The following is a 17288-nucleotide window of genomic DNA, read 5'->3' on the forward strand; positions in this document are numbered from 1 at the left end:
GGCGCCGCAGCAGAACTTTCACACAAACAGGAGACGACATGAACCGTGGGATTGCGCGGCGCCGCGGCGCCGCAGTGGTGGGATTCATCGGGGCCGCACTCTGGTGCTGGTGCGCAGCCGCGGGAGCGCAGGCGTATCCGTCCAAGCCGATTCGCGTGATCGTCCCCTTTGCCGCCGGCGGGACCGCCGATCTGGCCGCTCGCGTGGTGGCCGAGCCCATGGGGCAGGCGCTGGCGCAGCCGCTGGTGATCGACAACAAGCCGGGCGCCGGCGGAACGCTGGGCACGGCGGTTGCGGCCAAGGAGCCGGCCGACGGCTACACCATCGGGCTGGGCAGCGTCAGCACCCACGCCACCAGCGTCAGCCTGTACAAGGACCTGCGTTACGACCCGCGCCGCGACTTCACGCCGATCGGCATGATCGCGGAGGTGCCCAACGTGCTGGTCGTCAGTTCCAAGCTGGGCGTCAACAGCGTCGCCGAACTCGTGGCGAAGGCCAAGGCAGAGCCCGGCGCGCTGAACTTCGGTTCCATCGGCAACGGCACCAGCCAGCACCTGGGCGGCGAGCTGTTCAAGCTGGTCACCGGCACGCGCCTCACGCACGTGCCCTACAAGCAGAACGCCCAGCTCACCGGCGACCTGCTGGTCGGCCAGATCCACATGATCATCGACAACCTGCCCAACGTGCAGCAGCACATCGCATCCGGCGCGCTCAAGGCGCTGGCGGTGACCACCGAGGTGCGCTCGCCCGCGCTGCCCAATGTGCCGACGATGGTGGAGCTGGGCTATCCCGACTTCTCCATCTCCAGCTGGGTGGCGCTCTACGCGCCGGCCGGCACGCCGCCGGACCACGTGGCGCGCCTGTCGCGCGAGCTGCAGGCCACGCTGCAGCTGCCGCGCGTGCGCGAGCGCCTCACCGGTGCCGGCATGAACGTGCGCCCGCTCGGCGCCGACCAGTTGCGCGCCTTCATGGACACCGAGATCGCCCGCTGGGCCCGCGTGGTGCAGGCCTCCGGCGCCCGCATCGATTGAACCTTCGCCACCCGGCGACCCCGAACCCTGACAGGAGAGTTTCATTGCGCACCGATTTCCATGGCATCTACCCGATGCTCTATACCTTCTATGACGAGCGCGGAGCGCTCGACCGCACGGCCTTCGTGCGCCAGGTGGAGGCCTGCATCGCCGGCGGCGTGCACGGCATCGCGCTGCTCGGCATCGTGGGCGAATACAACAAGCTCGACATCCGCGAGAAGATGCAGATCGTCGAGTGGACGATGGAGACGGTGGCCGGCCGCGTGCCTGTGGCCGTGACGGTGAGCGAGCCCAGCGAGCACGGCCAGGTGGAGTTCGCCCGCGCGGCAGCCGCGCTGCGTCCCGACTGGTTGATCCTGCAGCCACCGGCCATCCGCAACGTGCCCGAACGCGAATTCGTGCGCCTGTTCGGCGCCGTCGCCGACCGCGTGGACCTGCCCATCGCGATCCAGAACAACCCGGTCAACCTCGACATCGTGCTGTCCGCGTCGGCCCTGCTGGAGCTGCACCGCGCGCACCCCAACGTCTGCCTGCTCAAGGGCGAAGGGCCCATCCTGTACGTGCGCCGCCTGATCGAGGACACGCAGGGCGTCTTCAAGGTATTCAACGGCCGCGGCGGCCTGGAGCTGCCGGCCAGCGTGGCGGCCGGTTGCGTGGGCCTCATCCCCGCACCGGAGCTGACCGACGTGCTGGCGCGCTGCTGGGACCTGGAGATTGCCGGCGATGCGGCGTCGGTGAGCGAGGGCGACCGCCTGCACGCGGACATCCTGCCGCTGCTGACGTTCCTGATGGCGAACCCCGAACACATGCTCTGCTACGGCCGCCGCTTGTTCGCGCGCCGTGCCGGCATCGCCGAAGTGCATCCGCGCCATCCCTGCGTGTCGCCGCACGAGTTCGGCACGCAGATGGTCGAGCGCCTGTCGGCTGGCCTCGCAGCGCTGCCGCAGTCGAAGTGAGCCTCGCCACCATCGTCCTGGTCGCCGCGGTGGGCGCGCTGATCGGCGCCGTCGGCCTCGGCGGCTTCCTGATGGTGCCCATCCTCATGCTGCTGGAGGGCGCGTCGGTGCGCCAGGGCGTGGTGGTCGCCGCGGTGGCCTTCCTCGCTTCGGGGGTCGTCTCACTGGCGCTGTGGCGACGCCAACCCGGCTCGGCACGCGGACGCGGCGGCTTCCTGCTGGCCGCGGCGCCGGGCGCGGTGCTGGGCGCGCTCGCGGTGCAGGCGACGGTGGAGGGCGTGCTCACGGTCCTGATCGCGCTCGGTTTCACGGCGGCGGGCATCGCCGAATGGCTGGAGTGGCCGCGGCAGGGCCGAGAGCGCGAAGTCGCCGGCCCCGCAGCGGCCGGTGGCGGCCTGGTAACCGGTTTCGCTTCGGCGCTCACCGGCACGTCCGGCCCCATGGTGGCGATGCCGATGCTGGCGTGGGCGGGAATGTCGCTGCGGGACCGGGTCGCGTTGGCGCAGGTCGCGCAGATCCCCATCGCACTCGGCGCCACGCTGGCGTTCGCCAGCCTCGGCGACGTGCCCTGGCTGCTGGCGGCCGGCAGCAGTGCTGCCCTCTGCGTCGGCCTCCTCGGCGGCGCCTTGCTGGCGCGTCGCGTGCAGGTGCGCGGCCTTCGCCGGCTGGCCGCCGTCCTGATGTGGTGCGCCGCGATCTTCATGCTGCTGAAGGCGTCCTGGTGAACAACTCTTCCCTCCTGCACGACCCGGCGTTCCGCATCCTTGACTTGCGCAGCGTGCATGTGCGCGTGCCGGGCCCGGACTACTGGCGCGGCTTCCTGAAGAACGATGCCGCAGCGGCCCCGGCCGGCCGCTTCCAGTTTTCACCGCCCTGGCGCACGGTGTACGCGCGCGAGGTCGAAACCGCGCTGGTGCGCGTGCAACTCGCCGACGGCACCGTCGGCTGGGGCGAAGCCACCTGCCCCATCGCGCCCGAAGTGATCTGCACGCTGGCCAACGGCTTCGTGGCGGAGCTGGTGCGGGACCGGGACTTCGCCTCGCCGGAGGCGATGGTCGACATGCTGTACGACGCGCAGCGCTGCCGGGGCTACCTGGCCGGCCACTACCAGGACGCCGTCGCGGCGCTGGACATCGCGCTGCATGACGCCCTGGCGCGGCGCGCCGGCTGCCCGGTGAGCGGGCTTTTCGCGGCCGAGGTGCCGGCCGTGCTGCCCTGCTATCTGTCGGGTGCGCGGGCGCCGACCCGCGAGGAACGCATTGCGCTCCTGCACGAATGGGCCGGACAGGCGACCGGCGCCGTCAAGATCTTCCTGCGCGGCGATCTCGACGCGGACCTGGATGAATTCGCGGCGTTGCGGGACGCCGTGCCCGCACTCACGTGGTGGGCCGCGGACGCCCTCTGGACTTTCGACACGCCCGCGCTCGCCACGCGTGCGCGCCGGGCCTTCGGGGACCTGTCGGCGCAATGGCTCGAGTGCCCCATGCTGCCCGAGGACCTGGCTGGCCACGTCGCACTGCGCGACGCGCCGGGCGCGCCGATCGCGCTGGGCGAGCACTTTCGCACCGCGCTGCAGGTCGAACCCTGGCTGGAAGCCGGCGTCGTGCAGGTGCTGCAACCCGACATCGGGCGCACCGGTTTCGTGATGGGCCGGCGCATGCTGCATCAGGCTCGCGCGCGCGGCGTCGCGGTGACGCCCCACATGGGCGGAGCACTCGACGTCATGCAGGCGGCCACGCTGCACTTTGCGGCTTCGGCCGGCTTCGACTTGCCCTGCGAGTTCCAGGCGGGCCTGGCCGGCCGCATCCCCGCCGCGCTGCGGTCGGAATGGAAGCTGGTGCGGGGCGGATTCGAGGTGACAGGGATCCCTGGGCTGGGAGTCGCGGTGGACGAGGAGAAGCTGGAGGAGTTCGTCGTCGCCTAGCATTCGTGTTGGCGTTGCATTCAGTTGCGCCTTGCCGCCGCCTGTCCCCCGCAAGCAACTGCCCGTCACCGCGCCGGCGCCAACGTCTTGTTTGCACGACCAATTCGTTGACGCCGGTAGGTGCTGCGCCGATCCTCCCGACTCGAGGAGATCGAATCATGAACTTCAAGCCACTGGCGATCGCCGCCGCCCTGCTCGCAGCCGGCACGGCCCAGGCCACCTGCTACAGCGTCTACAAGGCCGACGGGACCATCATCCAGGAGACCTCCGTCACGCCGGTGGACCTGTCGCTTCCCATCGGTGACACCGTCGTGGCCAAGTTCGGGCCTGGCACCTCGATGACCATCTCGGAGACCGGGTTCTATTGCAAGGACCGCGGGGTGCCCGTGGTGGGCAGGCCGCAGTCGTTGGCCGAGGTGGTGCAGGCGGAAGAAGAGAAGATGGTGATCAAGGCGCCGGCGGCGACGGTGGCGGTGGCCCTTGCGAAAGCGCAAAGCCCCAGGAAGACGGCGGCGAAGCAGGCCGCACCCGACGCCGAGGCGGCGAAGGAAGATGCTTCGAAGGCTGCGACGCTGAAGGAGGACTCTCCCAAGGCCGCGACGCTGAGGGAGGACGGTGCCAAGACCGTCGCCGTGAAAGAGGACAGCAGCAAGACCGTCATGGTGAAGGACGACGGGACGCAGACCGTGGTGGAGACCCGGCAAGGCACGGTGTTGAAGGTCAAGCCGAAAAAGAAGGAGGCGCAGTAGCGCCTCTGTTTGAATGCCCTGGGTTCCCGCCTTCGCGGGAATGACATCAGTCCAGCAGTTCCGCCGGCACCTTGCCGCCGTTCGCAGCCAGCTTCTGCATGACGGCCTTGTGCAGCCACATGTTCATCTTGGCCGAGTCGTTCATCAGGTCCGGCGGGCACTTGAGTTCGGTGGCCAGTTCCTTGCGGGCCGTCAGGCTGCTGTCGATGTCCAGCAGCTTGAGCAGGTCGACGATCGACGTGCGCCAGTTGAGTTTCTCCGCATTCGCGGCAGCCTTCTGTTCGAGCATCGCGGTCACGTCCACGGTTTTCGCGGCGGCTGCCGGTGCCGCGGTGGGAGCCGGGCCGGCGCCCGCAACCGAGGTGTTGGGGCCGCGTGCAGGCATGCCGGCATTCAACATGTCCTCCACCTTGCTGTTGCCCGCGTCCATGCCGAGTTTGCTGAGGATCTTGCTGAAAAAGCCCATGGCGATCTTTCGAAGTGAGGCAGCCCAGAGCCACCGGAAGCCCATCGTATGCCGGGGCTGGCTCGGCAGGGTGCGCCCAAGAGCGGCCTGACGACCGAACCCGGCCGTGTCCGACACAGCACGTGACGGCGTCACGATCAGATAGAGATAAGCACTAATTCAGGAGCACTCTCATGCATCGCACTCTCATCGCTCTCGGCTGCGCCCTCGCATTCGTGGGCGGCAACGCCCTGGCGCAACAGCAGCAGGCCACGTCTTCCAGCCAGGAACCCAGCGTGACCGAGAAGGTCAAGGGCGCGGCGAAGACCGTCGGTCACGAAACCAAGAAGGCTGCGGTCCAGGTCAAGGACGCGGCCGTGCAGGTTGGCAAGGACATTTCCGCCAAGGCCAAAGAGGTGAAGACGGCCACGGTGGGCGACGGGAAGGACAAGCAGTAGCAGTCACGCTACCTGCTGGACGGGGTGCCGCTCTGCCCTCACCCCGGCCCTCTCCCAGGGGGAGAGGGAGGAATGCGGCCGCGGCGGCTGGCCAATGCGCCTAGACGTCGATGTTCGCAGCCCGCAGCGCGTTGCTCTCGATGAAGTCGCGGCGCGGCTCCACCTCATCCCCCATCAGCATCGTGAACACGCGATCGGCCTCGATCGCGTCGTCGATCTGCACGCGCAGCAGGCGACGCACCGTCGGATCCATCGTGGTTTCCCACAGCTGCTGCGGGTTCATCTCGCCGAGACCCTTGTACCGTTGACGTGAAGTGGCGCGCTCGCCCTCGGCGATGAGCCAATGCATCGCCTGGCGGAAGTCGCCGACCTTCTCCTCCTTGGCGCGCTCGCCCTCGCCGCGCACGACGCGGGCACCTTCGCCCAGCAGGCCGCGGAAGGTGTTCGCCGCCTCGGCCAGCGCCGCATAGTCGGCGCCATGCACGAAGTCCTGCGTGATCACGGACGACTTGATGTTGCCGTGATGCCGGCGCGAGATCCGCAGGATCGGCTTGTCGGTGCGCACGTCGAATTCGCCCGCCACTTCGGCGGGCGCCGCGTTGGTGAGGCGGTCGATCTCGTGCAGCTTGGCCTGCAGCGCGACGGCGCTGGCCTCGGCGTCCGGCACGGTGTCCAGGTTCAGCACCACGCCATCGGCCACCGCGCGCAGCGCCTCGCCGTCCATGAAGCCGGAGAGGCGTCGGATCACGTTCTCGGCCACCTGGTGCTTGCGCGCCAGCTCGCCCAGCGTCTCGCCCGTGATGGTGGTCGGCGTCGTGCCGCCGGTTTCGACCTTGGCGCCGTTCAAGGCAACGCGCAGCAGGAAGGTGTCCAGCTCGCTGCCGTCCTTCAAGTACAGCTCCTCCTTGCCGGCCTTCACCTTGTACAACGGCGGCTGCGCGATGTAGATGTGGCCGCGCTCCACCAGCTCGGGCATCTGGCGATAGAAGAAGGTGAGCAGCAGGGTGCGGATGTGGGCGCCGTCGACGTCGGCGTCCGTCATGATGATGATGCGGTGGTAGCGCAGCTTGGCCACGTCGAAGTCGTCGACGCCGCTCTTGCCGCTTTCCACCACGGCCTTGCCGATGCCGGTGCCCAGCGCGGTGATCAACGTGACGATCTCATTGCTGGTCAACAGCTTCTCGTAGCGCGCCTTCTCCACGTTCAGGATCTTGCCGCGCAGCGGCAGGATGGCCTGGAACTTCCGGTCGCGGCCCTGCTTGGCGCTGCCGCCGGCGGAGTCGCCCTCCACGATGTAGATCTCGCACAGCGCGGGATCCTTTTCCTGGCAGTCCGCCAGCTTGCCGGGCAGGCCCATGCCGTCCAGCACGCCCTTGCGGCGCGTCATCTCGCGGGCCTTGCGTGCGGCTTCGCGGGCACGCGCGGCCTCGATGATCTTGCCGACGATGATCTTGGCGTCGTTGGGCCGCTCCTGCAGGAAGTCGTTGAGCTTGTTGGCCACCACGTCTTCGACCGGGCCGCGCACCTCGCTGGACACCAGCTTGTCCTTGGTCTGGCTGGAGAACTTGGGCTCGGGCACCTTCACGCTCAGGATGCAGGTCAGACCCTCGCGCATGTCCTCGCCCGAGATCTCCACCTTGGCCTTCTTGGCCAGCTCGTTGTCGTCGATGTACTTGTTGATGACGCGCGTCATCGCGGCGCGCAGGCCCGTGAGGTGGGTGCCGCCGTCGCGCTGCGGGATGTTGTTGGTGAAGCAGAGCACCTGCTCGTTGTAGCCGCTGTTCCACTGCATCGCCACTTCGACGCCGATCAGGGTCTGCTGGTCGCTTTTCTTCTCGCCGATGGCGGTGAAGGCGTTGGGGTGCAGCACCTGCTTGCCCTTGTTGACGTATTCGACGAAGCCCTTGACGCCGCCGGCGCCCGCGAAGTCGTCTTCCTTGCCGGTGCGCTCGTCCAGCAGGCGGATGCGCACGCCGTTGTTCAGGAAGCTCAGTTCGCGCAGGCGCTTGGCCAGGATCTCGTAATGGAAGTCGGCGTTTTCCTTGAAGATCTCGGTGTTGTCCGGCAGGAAGTGCACCTCGGTGCCGCGCTTGTCGGTGTCGCCCATCACCTGCATCGGCGAGAACTGCACGGTGGTGCCGTCGGGCGCCTGGCCTTCCTCGAGGATGCGGTTCTGCACGAAGCCGCGCGAGAACTCCAGCACGTGCACCTTGCCTTCGCGGCGCACCGTCAGGCGCAGCATCTTGGACAGGGCGTTGACGCAGCTGACGCCCACGCCGTGCAAGCCGCCGGAGACCTTGTAGCTGTTCTGGTTGAACTTGCCGCCGGCGTGCAGTTCGGTCAGCGCGATCTCGGCGGCGCTGCGCTTGAAGTCGTGCTTGTCGTCCCACTTGATGCCGGTGGGGATGCCGCGGCCGTTGTCGGTGACGGAAATCGAGTTGTCGGTGTGGATCGTGACGACGATGTCGTCGCAGTGCCCGGCCAGCGCCTCGTCGATGGAGTTGTCGACCACCTCGAACACCAGGTGGTGCAGGCCGGTGCCGTCCGACGTGTCGCCGATGTACATGCCGGGGCGCTTGCGCACTGCTTCCAGGCCTTCCAGGATCTGGATCGAGCTGGCGCCGTAAGCATCGCCGCTGGGCACGGGGGCGCCCGTGGCGGTGAACTTCGGTGCACCGTTCTCGTCCAGGGGGCTGGGGGTCATACTGTCTTGGGCCATAACCTGCTTTTCGAATTCATTCGCGGCGGGAGTTGTCGGGGTTCGCGTTGCGAAACCCGACCTACGGGATACCCGCCTCTTTCGTAGGTCGGGTTCGGCGCAGCCGACCCCGACGTTGCACGTGCGCTAAATGCGCATCGGCATCACCACGTACTTGAAGCTCGCGTTCTCGGGGATCGTCACCAGCGCGCTGCTGTTGGCATCGGCCAGCTCGATCTTCACCATGTCCTGTTCCATGTTGGCCAGGGCGTCGATGAGGTAGGTGACGTTGAAGCCGATCTCGATGGCGTCGCCGCCGTAGTCGATGTCCAGCTCGTCCACCGCCTCTTCCTGCTCGGCGTTGTTGCTCGCCACGCGCAGCGTGCCGGGTTCCAGGTTCAGCCGCACGCCCTTGAACTTCTCGCTGGTCAGGATGGCGGTGCGCTGCAGGCTGGCCAGCAGCGGCGCGCGGCCCAGGGTCACCGAGTTCTTGTGGTTCTTGGGGATGACGCGGTTGTAGTCGGGGAACTTGCCTTCCACCAATTTGGTGACGAATTCCATTCCTTCAAACGCAAACTTCGCCTGGTTGTTGGCGAACTGCATCTCGATGGCGCCCTCGGCATCCGACAGCAGGCGCTGCAGCTCCAGCACCGTCTTGCGCGGCAGGATCACCTCTTGCCGCGGCACTTCGACGTCCAGCATGGCGGAGGCATAAGCCAGGCGGTGGCCGTCGGTGGCCACCAGGGAGAGCTGCTTGCCCTCGGCCACGAACAGGATGCCGTTGAGGTAGTAGCGGATGTCGTGCACCGCCATCGCGAAGGACACCTGGTTCAGCAGGTCCTTCAGCGTCTTTTGCGGCACGCTGAACTTGGGGCCGAACGACGGCGCTTCCTGCACCAGCGGGAAGTCTTCGGCCGGCAGCGTCTGCAGGGTGAACTTGCTCTTGCCGCCCTTCAGGATCAACTTGCTGGCGCTGGACTCCAGGCTGACCGTCTGGTCGCCGGGCATGGTGCGCAGGATGTCGATGAGCTTTCGGGCGCCGACCGTGGTGGTGAAGTTGCCGGTGTCGCCGTCCATGTCGGACATCGTGCGGATCTGGATTTCCAGGTCGCTGGTGGTGAACTGCACGTTGTTGCCGGTCTTGCGCAACAACACGTTGGCGAGGATGGGGAGGGTGTGGCGCTTCTCGACGATGCCCGACACCGACTGGAGGACCGAGAGCAGTTTTTCTTGCGTTGCCTTCAGGACAATCATGTCTTCCTCTTATTGATTCAATGCTTCGCCGTGGTCCGGGGCGGTAAACCGCCATTTTCGCTTATTTCACAAGCAGTTACGCCGGGGATGCCGGGGTCGCTTCGCGAACCCGGCCTACGGTCAGGGCGTTCCGGGGTTTGGCCGGCTTCTGCGGTTTCGTAGGTCGGGTTCGCGAACGCGACCCCGACACCGCACCCGGCCGCCCCTACCCCTTCAACGTCTGCTCCAGCACATGCAGCTGCTGGTTCAGCTCGGTCACGTTCTGGCGTTCCGCGGAGATCTTGCGCACGGCATGCAGCACGGTGGTGTGGTCGCGGCCGCCGAACAGCTCGCCGATCTCGGGCAGGCTCTTCTGCGTCAGTTCCTTGGCCAGGTACATCGCGATCTGCCGCGGCCTGGCGATCGAGGCCGGGCGCTTCTTGCTGTACATGTCGGCGACCTTGATCTTGTAGTAGTCGGCCACCGTCTTCTGGATGTTCTCCACGCTGATCTGCCGGTTCTGGATCGACAGCAGGTCACGCAGCGCCTCCCGCGCCAGCTGGATGGAGATTTCCTTCTGGTTGAAGCGCGAGTACGCCAGGATCTTGCGCAGCGCCCCCTCGAGCTCGCGCACGTTGGAGCGCACGTTCTTGGCCACGAAGAAGGCCACTTCCTCGGGCATCTCGGTGCCTTCGGCGCGCGACTTGTTGATCAGGATGGCGACGCGCATCTCCAGCTCGGGCGGCTCGATGGCCACCGTCAGGCCCGAGTCGAAGCGGGACACCAGGCGCTCGTGGATGTCCGTCAGGCCTTTCGGATAGGTGTCCGAAGTCATGACGATGTGGCTTTTCTTGGCCAGCAGGGCCTCGAACGCGTTGAAGAACTCCTCTTGCGTGCGGTCCTTGTTGGCGAAGAACTGGACGTCGTCGATCAAGAGCAGGTCGAGCGAGTGGTACTTGTCCTTGAACTCGTCGAAGGTCTTGCGCTGGTAGGCCTTGACCACGTCGGAGACGAATTGCTCGGCGTGGATGTAGAGAACCTTGGCGCCGGGGCGGTCGGCCAAAAGCCGGTTGCCGACGGCGTGCATCAAGTGGGTTTTCCCCAGGCCCACTCCGCCGTAGATGAATAGTGGGTTGTAAAGTTGTCCCGGCGTGCCGGCCACGTGCATCGCCGCGGCCCGCGCCATCCGGTTGGCGGTGCCCTCGACCAGGTTGTCGAAGCTCAGCGCGGTGTTCAGGCGGGTCTTGAAGGCGGCCGCCGCGGCGTCGTCCTGGATTTCGACCGGCTCTGCCATCGGGGCGTTGGCGGCCACGGCCGGTGCCGCGTAGGATCGGTTGCCCGCATCACGCGGAGTGATCGCTAACTCTAGCTGTATGGCTTGCCCATACATCTTCTCGAGCATCGCCGAGATGCGGCCAGCGTACTGCGCCCGCACCCAGTCGAGCTTGAATCGGTTGGCCACGAACAGCGTGACCTTGGAGAAATCGTCCGTGACCTGGGCCGCCAGCGGCTTGATCCACGTGACGAACTGCTGTTCGGGCAGTTCCTGCGCGAGCTGGTCGACGCACGCCTGCCATAGGCTGTCGCCCGCTCCGTCCAGGCTGGCAGCGGCTGCCAGCCTGTTGTGTCGCCCCTCACTCATCGCCCCGCGCTCCTGTGGATTATCATTTTTAGCGTGAGGGCGGATTCTAGGTGCTAAACACCTTATCCACACAAGCCGCCGAGCCCCCAACGCGGTCATCCAAAAGGAACTTGACAGCCCGCCGGATGGACGGGGTACCGCATTTCTTGGATAATGCCGGGTTTCCCCGAGAAGCAACATGAAACGCACCTACCAACCCTCGAAAGTGCGCCGCGCGCGTACCCACGGCTTCCTCGTTCGCATGAAGACCCGTGGCGGCCGTGCCGTGATCAACGCTCGTCGCGCCAAGGGCCGCAAGCGCCTGGCTGCCTGAGCGCCGGTTTCGCAAGCGCAGCCTGCGCCTGCCACACCGTGCAGCGGCTGAAGACCCGGGCACAGTTCGAGGCAGCGATGGCAGGCGGCACCGTCTCCCGGACCGCGCACTTCGTGCTGCATCGTGCGCCGTCCACTCCCGAACCTGTTGCCCAAGCGCTGATCGGCGCGGTGGTCCCCAAACGGTGGGCCAAGCGCGCCGTCACCCGCAACGGGATCAAGCGCCAGATCTACACCGTGAGCGCTACGTTCGAACCGCGCCTGCCTGCCGCCGCCCACGTGGTGCGGTTGCGGGCGGACTTCGCGCGCAAGCAATTCCCCAGCGCCTGGTCCGAGGCGCTGAAGGCGGTCGTGCGCGGGGAGTTGGTGCAGCTGTTCGAGCGGGCGGCGGGACTTGTCATGCCCGCGCCTTCCCTCGTCATCCCCGCGAAGGCGGGGACCCAGGGCTTGCAGGATCCCCAGCCATGATCCGCCGCGCCCTCATCGGCCTGGTCAAAACCTACCGCCTGGTCCTCTCCCCCTGGCTCGGCTCCGCCTGCCGCTTCACGCCCACCTGCTCCGCCTATGCATTGCAGGCGCTCGAGCAGCACGGCGCGGCGGCGGGCAGTTACCTCCTGGCCGCGCGCATCGCGCGCTGCCACCCCTGGTGCGCAGGCGGGCATGATCCGGTGCCCGCCGCCCAACCCCGGCTCTTCACGCGCCGGGGCGCCCTCTCTCCTGAAAAGAAAAATCCATGACCGACATCCGCCGCACCATCCTCTGGGTGATCTTCGGCTTTTCCCTGGTGATGCTGTGGGACCAATGGCAGGTCTACAACGGCAAGTCCGCTACCTTCTTCCCGTCCGGCAAGCCTGCCGCCACGGCCCAGGCGCCCGCTGCCCCGGGTAGCGCCCCCGGCGCCGTGCCGTTACCCAGCGCGACGAGCCCGGCGGCGCCCGCGGTTGCCGGCGTCCCCGGCGTCACGGCGGCCGCGCCTGCGGCGCCGCGCCAGACCATCAGCGTGTCCAGCGACGTGATGCGCGTCACTTTCGACACCGAAGGCGGCTCGATCGTGGGCATGGAGCTGCTCAAGCACGCAGCCGACTCCACCGCCGACAAGACCACCAGCACCCTGGTGCTGATGGAGCAGAACGCGCAGCGCGTCTATGTGGCGCAAAGCGGCCTGGTCGGCGGGGACTTTCCCAATCACAAGACGCCGATGACGTTCAGCGGCGAGCGCACGATGCCGGCCGGCGCCAACGAGCTGACGGTCAAGTTCGAGTCGCCCGTGCAGGGCGGCGTGAAGCTGGTCAAGACCTTCACCCTCAAGCGCGGTGAGTACGCCGTGCCCGTGCGCCACGAAGTGACCAACACGTCCGCCACCGCGGTGACGCCGCAGCTGTATATGCAGATGGTGCGCGGCGCCGGCACCTCGGGCGGCTCGTTCATCACCAATCCCACCGGCACCTTCACGGGCCCGGCGGTGTACAGCGAGTCGCAGAAGTACCAGAAGGTCGAGTTCTCCGACATCGACAAGAACAAGGCCGAATTCCAGAAGGAGGCCACCACCGGCTGGGTGGCGATGGTGCAGCACTACTTCACCACCGCCTGGATCCTGCCCGACGGCGTGAAGCGCGAGAACTTCGTGCGCAAAGTCGACAACAATCTGTACGCGGCGGGCATGATCGCCACGCTGCAGCCGGTGGCCGCCGGCACCACGCAATCGGTGTCGTCCACCTTCTTCGCCGGCCCGCAGGAAGAAAAGACGCTCGAGCGCGTCGCTCCCGGCCTGGACCTGGTCAAGGACTACGGCATCTTCACCATCCTGGCCAAGCCGCTGTACTGGCTGCTGGACAAGCTGCACGGCTTCATCGGCAACTGGGGCTTCTCGATCATGGCGCTGGTGCTGCTGATCAAGGTCGCCTTCTACTGGCTGCAGGCCAAGGGTTACCAGAGCATGGCCAAGATGAAGGCCATCAACCCCAAGGTCATGGCCATGCGGGAGCGCTACAAGGACAACCCGCAGCAGATGCAGCAGGAGATGATGCGCATCTACCGCGAGGAGAAGGTCAACCCGCTGGGCGGCTGCCTGCCGATCATGGTGCAGATCCCCGTGTTCATCGCGCTGTACTGGGTGCTGCTGTCGTCGGTGGAGATGCGCAATGCGCCGTGGATCGGCTGGATCCGCGACCTCTCCACGCCCGACCCGTACTACATCCTGCCGGTGGTGATGACGCTCACCACCATGCTGCAGACGGCGCTGAACCCGGTGCCGCCGGACCCGATGCAGGCCAAGATGATGTGGTTCATGCCGCTGATCTTCAGCGTGATGTTCTTCTTCTTCCCCGCCGGCCTGGTGCTGTACTGGATCACCAACAACGTGCTGTCGATCGCGCAGCAGTGGGTGATCAACGTGCGCATGGGCGTGCCGCCGGAATTCAACCTGCCGAAGTTCCGTTAACGGCGCCGCAATGGCGTCGTGTAGGCCGGTGGTGAGCGCGCGCAGCGCCGAACCCCGGTGATGAAAGCGGCCTGCGGGCCGCTTTTTCTCTGGAAGCCCTGGATTCCCGCCTCCGCGGGAATGACAATTCAAGAAATGCTCGCCCGCCTCGACCAACCGATCGCCGCCATCGCCACCGCGCCCGGTCGCGGGGCGGTCGGCATCGTGCGCGTCAGCGCCAAGAGCGTGCACCCCATCATCGATGCGGTCTGCGGCCGCACGCTGAAGCCGCGCGAAGCAACGTACCTTCCTTTCCGCGCCGCCGACGGCAGCCCCATCGACCAGGGCCTGGCGATCCACTTCCCCGCGCCCAACTCGTACACGGGAGAAGACGTGCTGGAGCTGCAGGCGCACGGCGGGCCGGTGGTGCTGCAGTTGCTGCTGGCGCGTTGCCTCGAGGCGGGGGCGCCGATGTCGTTGCGCGTCGCCGAGCCCGGCGAGTTCACGCAGCGCGCCTTCCTGAACGGCAAGCTCGACCTCGCGCAAGCCGAGGCCATCGCCGACCTGATCGACGCCAGCACCGAGGCTGCGGCACGCAGCGCGACGCGGTCCCTGGCCGGCGAGTTCTCGCGCGAGATCCATGCGCTGCGCGATGCGCTGGTCCACCTGCGCATGCTGGTGGAAGCGACGCTCGATTTCCCCGAAGAGGAGATCGACTTCCTGCAGAAGGCCGATGCGGCGGGGCAGCTGGAGCGCCTGCAAGCGAACCTCGCGCGCGTCATGCAGCGTGCACACCAGGGCGCGCTGCTGCGTGAAGGCATCAACGTGGTCATCGCGGGCCAGCCCAACGCAGGCAAGAGCTCGCTGCTGAATGCGCTGGCCGGCGCCGAGCTGGCGATCGTCACGCCGATCCCCGGCACCACGCGCGACATCGTGCGGCAGACGATCCAGATCGAGGGCGTGCCGCTGCACGTGGTGGACACCGCGGGGCTGCGCGAAGGCGCGGACACGGTGGAACAGATCGGCATCGAGCGGGCCTGGGGGCAGATCGAGGGCGCGGATGCGGTGGTGTTCCTGCATGACCTGACGCGAGCGGGCGATCCTGCTTATCGCGCAGCGGACGAGGTCATTGCAGCGAAGTTGCCGGGTGACGTACCTGTGATCGATGTCTGGAACAAGAATGATGTCATCCCCGCGGAGGCGGGGACCCAGGGCGCCCAAAAGAACAGGGAGAGTTGGGTTCCTGCCTCCGCGGGAATGACGCTGAGCGCCAAGACCGGCGCCGGCCTCGACACCCTCCGCCGCAAGCTCCTCGAAGTCGCCGGCTGGCAAGCCGCACCCGAAGGCGTGTTCATCGCGCGCGAGCGCCACCTGCACGCGCTGCGGCGCGTCGATGCGCATCTGATGGAGGCAGCCGCGCACATCGCGCGGGGCGCCCAGGTGCTCGACCTGCTGGCCGAGGAGCTGCGGCTGGCGCAGAACGCGTTGAGCGAGATCACCGGGGAGTTCAGCGCGGATGATTTGCTGGGGGTGATCTTCAGCAGGTTTTGCATCGGCAAGTAAGCGGCGTGGTGTCGGGGTCGCTTCGCGAACCCGGCCTACGACCCCGTAGGCCGGGTTGCGCAATCGCGCACCCCGGCATCGTGCCCTCCCGCCTATGGCATATTGCCACCTCGCCATGCCCATCCGCACCCACGCCGACCTCACCCGCGCCGTGCTCGCGGAAGTCGACCGCACGCCCGACCCGCGCCTGCGACGCATCCTGCGGTCCGCCGTGCAACACCTGCACGACTTCGTGCGTGACACCGAACTCACCGAGCCCGAATTCCGGCAGATCTGCGGCCTGGTCGCCAAGGCCGGCCAGCTCACCACGCCTTCGCACAACGAGGTGGTGCTCGGCGCCGGCTCGCTCGGCGTGTCGGCATTGGTCTGCCTGTTGAACAACGGTGACGGCGGCGAGACCACGGCCAACCTGATGGGACCGTTCTGGCGCAGGGGCTCGCCGGTCACTCCCGATGGCGGATCGATCGTGCGCTCGGCCACGCCGGGCGACCCGGTGTTCGTGACGGCCTGGGTGCGAGACGCCGCCGGCCAGCCGGTGGTCGATGCGGAAGTGGACGTCTGGCAAGCCTCGGGCGAAGGCTATTACGAGAACCAGGACCCGCAGCAGGCCGACATGAACCTGCGCGGCAAGTTCACCACCGACGCGCAGGGCCGCATCCGCTTTCGCACCGTCAAGCCGTCGGGTTATCCGATCCCCGTCAGCGGTCCCGTCGGCGCGATGATCCGCGCGCAGGGCCGCCACAACATGCGGCCGGCGCACATCCATTTCCTGGTCCACAAGCCGGGCTTCAAGACGCAGTTCTCGCAGCTGTATTCCAGCGACGATCCGCACCTGGAAACCGACGTGCAGTTCGGCGTGACGCAGGCGTTGATCGGCCAGTACGTGTTGCACGAGAACGAACCTTCACCCGATGCGCAGGTGCGGGGACGCTGGTATTCGCTGGAGCACACCTTCGTGGTCACGGCCGGCGAAGCCGCGTTGCCGCCGCCGCCGATCACCGCGAAGACCGACGGTCCACGCCCGCCACTGGTGGTCCTGGACCGCACATCCCATGTCGGAGAACCGCCACGATGATCAGCCAGGACGATCGACAGAAAGCCGCGGACGCCTTGTTCGAAGCGGGCAACGCGGTGAAACTCATCCCCCAGGTCAGCAAGACCTGGCCGGCCATGGAGATCGAGGACGCCTACGCCGTGCAGCAGCTGTGGGCCGAGCGACGCGTCAAGGCGGGCGCGCGCGTCATCGGCCACAAGATCGGCCTGACCTCGCGTGCGATGCAGATGGCGTCGAAGATGACGGAGCCGGATTACGGCGTTCTGCTGGACGACATGGCGTACGCGGACGGCGTACGTCTGCCCGCATCGAAATTCACGAACCCGCGCATCGAAGTGGAACTCGCCTTCGTGCTGGGCAAGCGCATCGGTGGCAAGAGCGTGACGATGTACGACGTGCTCGATGCCACCGCGTACGTGACGCCGGCGCTGGAGATCATCGACTACCGCACCGAGGTGCCGCGTGCCATCGTCGACACGATTGCGGACAACGCCGCGGCGGGCGGGATGATCACCGGCGGCCGCGTCGTGCGGCCGATGGACGTGGACTTGCGCTGGTGCGCGGCGACGCTGTCGAAGAACGGCGTGATCGAGGAGTCCGGCGTGTCCGCGGCGATCATGGGGCATCCGGCGATGGGGATCGTGTGGCTTGCGAATCGCCTGGCGCGCCACGACATCATGCTGGAGGCGGGGCACATCCTGCTGGCCGGCTCGTTCACGCGGCCGGTGAACGTCGCGGCGGGGGATGTGATCCATGCGGACTTCGGGCCGCTCGGATCGATCGGCGTTTCGTTCAGCTAGGGGT

Annotated in this window: 17 protein-coding genes; 13 read left to right on the forward strand and 4 right to left on the reverse strand. The window is 67.1% G+C overall.

Annotation, left to right across the window (positions count from 1 at the left end; translation table 11 throughout):
- The first annotated feature begins 38 nt into the window (after positions 1 to 38).
- The 5 genes from WG902_RS19700 to WG902_RS19720 all read left to right on the forward strand — a co-directional run bounded on the left by WG902_RS19700 (position 39) and on the right by WG902_RS19720 (position 4660).
- Positions 39 to 1031 carry a Bug family tripartite tricarboxylate transporter substrate binding protein gene (locus WG902_RS19700; RefSeq protein ID WP_340061905.1) on the forward strand — a complete coding sequence of 331 codons (993 nt, stop codon included), beginning with the start codon at positions 39 to 41 and terminating at the stop codon, positions 1029 to 1031.
- 44 nt (positions 1032 to 1075) lie between these two features.
- The gene (locus WG902_RS19705) at positions 1076 to 1987 is read left to right on the forward strand and encodes a dihydrodipicolinate synthase family protein (RefSeq protein ID WP_340061906.1); all 912 of its coding nucleotides are present in this window, start codon (positions 1076 to 1078) and stop codon (positions 1985 to 1987) included.
- Entirely contained in the window at positions 1984 to 2712 is a 729-nt protein-coding gene (locus WG902_RS19710; protein WP_340061907.1) for a sulfite exporter TauE/SafE family protein, read from the forward strand. The genes WG902_RS19705 and WG902_RS19710 overlap by 4 nt, the downstream gene beginning before the upstream one ends.
- The gene (locus tag WG902_RS19715; protein ID WP_340061908.1) at positions 2709 to 3911 is read left to right on the forward strand and encodes an enolase C-terminal domain-like protein; all 1203 of its coding nucleotides are present in this window, start codon (positions 2709 to 2711) and stop codon (positions 3909 to 3911) included. The genes WG902_RS19710 and WG902_RS19715 overlap by 4 nt, the downstream gene beginning before the upstream one ends.
- A 158-nt stretch (positions 3912 to 4069) precedes the next feature.
- On the forward strand, positions 4070 to 4660 hold the full coding sequence (locus WG902_RS19720; RefSeq protein WP_340061909.1) for a hypothetical protein: 591 nt from the start codon (positions 4070 to 4072) through the stop codon (positions 4658 to 4660).
- Between the two features lie 46 nt (positions 4661 to 4706).
- Here WG902_RS19720 and WG902_RS19725 read toward each other — a convergent pair whose 3' ends face one another.
- Positions 4707 to 5126, reverse strand: a complete 420-nt coding sequence (locus tag WG902_RS19725) for a DUF3597 domain-containing protein (RefSeq protein WP_340061910.1) — start codon at positions 5124 to 5126, stop codon at positions 4707 to 4709.
- Between the two features lie 173 nt (positions 5127 to 5299).
- Between WG902_RS19725 and WG902_RS19730 the strand changes: the two genes are divergently transcribed.
- Positions 5300 to 5563 carry a hypothetical protein gene (locus WG902_RS19730; RefSeq protein WP_340061911.1) on the forward strand — a complete coding sequence of 88 codons (264 nt, stop codon included), beginning with the start codon at positions 5300 to 5302 and terminating at the stop codon, positions 5561 to 5563.
- Positions 5564 to 5663: 100 nt separating this feature from the next.
- Here the strand turns inward: WG902_RS19730 and gyrB are convergent, their stop codons facing one another.
- From gyrB to dnaA, 3 genes are all read right to left on the reverse strand, one after another.
- Complete coding sequence (gyrB, locus tag WG902_RS19735) at positions 5664 to 8267, reverse strand: DNA topoisomerase (ATP-hydrolyzing) subunit B (RefSeq protein ID WP_340061912.1); 2604 nt, start codon at positions 8265 to 8267, stop codon at positions 5664 to 5666.
- 141 nt (positions 8268 to 8408) lie between these two features.
- A complete protein-coding gene (gene dnaN, locus WG902_RS19740; protein ID WP_340061913.1) occupies positions 8409 to 9515 on the reverse strand; it encodes a DNA polymerase III subunit beta in 1107 nt (368 codons plus the stop codon).
- Between the two features lie 205 nt (positions 9516 to 9720).
- A complete protein-coding gene (dnaA, locus tag WG902_RS19745; protein WP_340061914.1) occupies positions 9721 to 11136 on the reverse strand; it encodes a chromosomal replication initiator protein DnaA in 1416 nt (471 codons plus the stop codon).
- 178 nt (positions 11137 to 11314) lie between these two features.
- Here dnaA and rpmH point away from each other — a divergent pair, with 178 nt between their 5' ends.
- The 7 genes from rpmH to hpaH all read left to right on the forward strand — a co-directional run bounded on the left by rpmH (position 11315) and on the right by hpaH (position 17284).
- Positions 11315 to 11449, forward strand: a complete 135-nt coding sequence (gene rpmH, locus WG902_RS19750; RefSeq protein WP_145893359.1) for a 50S ribosomal protein L34 — start codon at positions 11315 to 11317, stop codon at positions 11447 to 11449.
- A gap of 38 nt (positions 11450 to 11487) precedes the next feature.
- Positions 11488 to 11916 carry a ribonuclease P protein component gene (locus WG902_RS19755; protein WP_340061915.1) on the forward strand — a complete coding sequence of 143 codons (429 nt, stop codon included), beginning with the start codon at positions 11488 to 11490 and terminating at the stop codon, positions 11914 to 11916.
- Positions 11913 to 12185, forward strand: a complete 273-nt coding sequence (gene yidD / locus WG902_RS19760; RefSeq protein WP_340061916.1) for a membrane protein insertion efficiency factor YidD — start codon at positions 11913 to 11915, stop codon at positions 12183 to 12185. The genes WG902_RS19755 and yidD overlap by 4 nt, the downstream gene beginning before the upstream one ends.
- Positions 12182 to 13888: a membrane protein insertase YidC gene (yidC, locus tag WG902_RS19765; protein ID WP_340061917.1), complete on the forward strand. Its 1707-nt coding sequence runs from the start codon at positions 12182 to 12184 to the stop codon at positions 13886 to 13888. The genes yidD and yidC overlap by 4 nt, the downstream gene beginning before the upstream one ends.
- A gap of 135 nt (positions 13889 to 14023) precedes the next feature.
- Positions 14024 to 15430: a tRNA uridine-5-carboxymethylaminomethyl(34) synthesis GTPase MnmE gene (gene mnmE, locus WG902_RS19770; protein ID WP_340061918.1), complete on the forward strand. Its 1407-nt coding sequence runs from the start codon at positions 14024 to 14026 to the stop codon at positions 15428 to 15430.
- 115 nt (positions 15431 to 15545) lie between these two features.
- Positions 15546 to 16505 (forward strand): dioxygenase family protein, encoded by a 960-nt coding sequence (locus tag WG902_RS19775; RefSeq protein ID WP_340061919.1) that lies wholly within the window; start codon positions 15546 to 15548, stop codon positions 16503 to 16505.
- Complete coding sequence (gene hpaH / locus WG902_RS19780; protein WP_340061920.1) at positions 16502 to 17284, forward strand: 2-oxo-hept-4-ene-1,7-dioate hydratase; 783 nt, start codon at positions 16502 to 16504, stop codon at positions 17282 to 17284. Before WG902_RS19775 ends, hpaH begins: the two co-directional genes overlap by 4 nt.
- Positions 17285 to 17288: the final 4 nt, after the last annotated feature.

The organism is Ramlibacter sp. PS3R-8, assembly GCF_037572435.1.
Lineage (GTDB): Bacteria > Pseudomonadota > Gammaproteobacteria > Burkholderiales > Burkholderiaceae_C > Ramlibacter.

What these genes read in the sequence shown, in the direction of transcription:
- WG902_RS19730 (WP_340061911.1), top strand. Translation starts at nt 5,300, where the DNA reads ATGCATCGCACTCTCATCGCTCTCGGCTGCGCCCTCGCATTCGTGGGC.
- yidD (WP_340061916.1), top strand. Translation starts at nt 11,913, where the DNA reads ATGATCCGCCGCGCCCTCATCGGCCTGGTCAAAACCTACCGCCTGGTC.
- WG902_RS19775 (WP_340061919.1), top strand. Translation starts at nt 15,546, where the DNA reads ATGCCCATCCGCACCCACGCCGACCTCACCCGCGCCGTGCTCGCGGAA.
- WG902_RS19700 (WP_340061905.1), top strand. Translation starts at nt 39, where the DNA reads ATGAACCGTGGGATTGCGCGGCGCCGCGGCGCCGCAGTGGTGGGATTC.
- WG902_RS19725 (WP_340061910.1), bottom strand. Translation starts at nt 5,126, where the DNA reads ATGGGCTTTTTCAGCAAGATCCTCAGCAAACTCGGCATGGACGCGGGC.
- dnaN (WP_340061913.1), bottom strand. Translation starts at nt 9,515, where the DNA reads ATGATTGTCCTGAAGGCAACGCAAGAAAAACTGCTCTCGGTCCTCCAG.
- dnaA (WP_340061914.1), bottom strand. Translation starts at nt 11,136, where the DNA reads ATGAGTGAGGGGCGACACAACAGGCTGGCAGCCGCTGCCAGCCTGGAC.
- rpmH (WP_145893359.1), top strand. Translation starts at nt 11,315, where the DNA reads ATGAAACGCACCTACCAACCCTCGAAAGTGCGCCGCGCGCGTACCCAC.
- WG902_RS19720 (WP_340061909.1), top strand. Translation starts at nt 4,070, where the DNA reads ATGAACTTCAAGCCACTGGCGATCGCCGCCGCCCTGCTCGCAGCCGGC.
- gyrB (WP_340061912.1), bottom strand. Translation starts at nt 8,267, where the DNA reads ATGACCCCCAGCCCCCTGGACGAGAACGGTGCACCGAAGTTCACCGCC.
- hpaH (WP_340061920.1), top strand. Translation starts at nt 16,502, where the DNA reads ATGATCAGCCAGGACGATCGACAGAAAGCCGCGGACGCCTTGTTCGAA.
- mnmE (WP_340061918.1), top strand. Translation starts at nt 14,024, where the DNA reads ATGCTCGCCCGCCTCGACCAACCGATCGCCGCCATCGCCACCGCGCCC.
- yidC (WP_340061917.1), top strand. Translation starts at nt 12,182, where the DNA reads ATGACCGACATCCGCCGCACCATCCTCTGGGTGATCTTCGGCTTTTCC.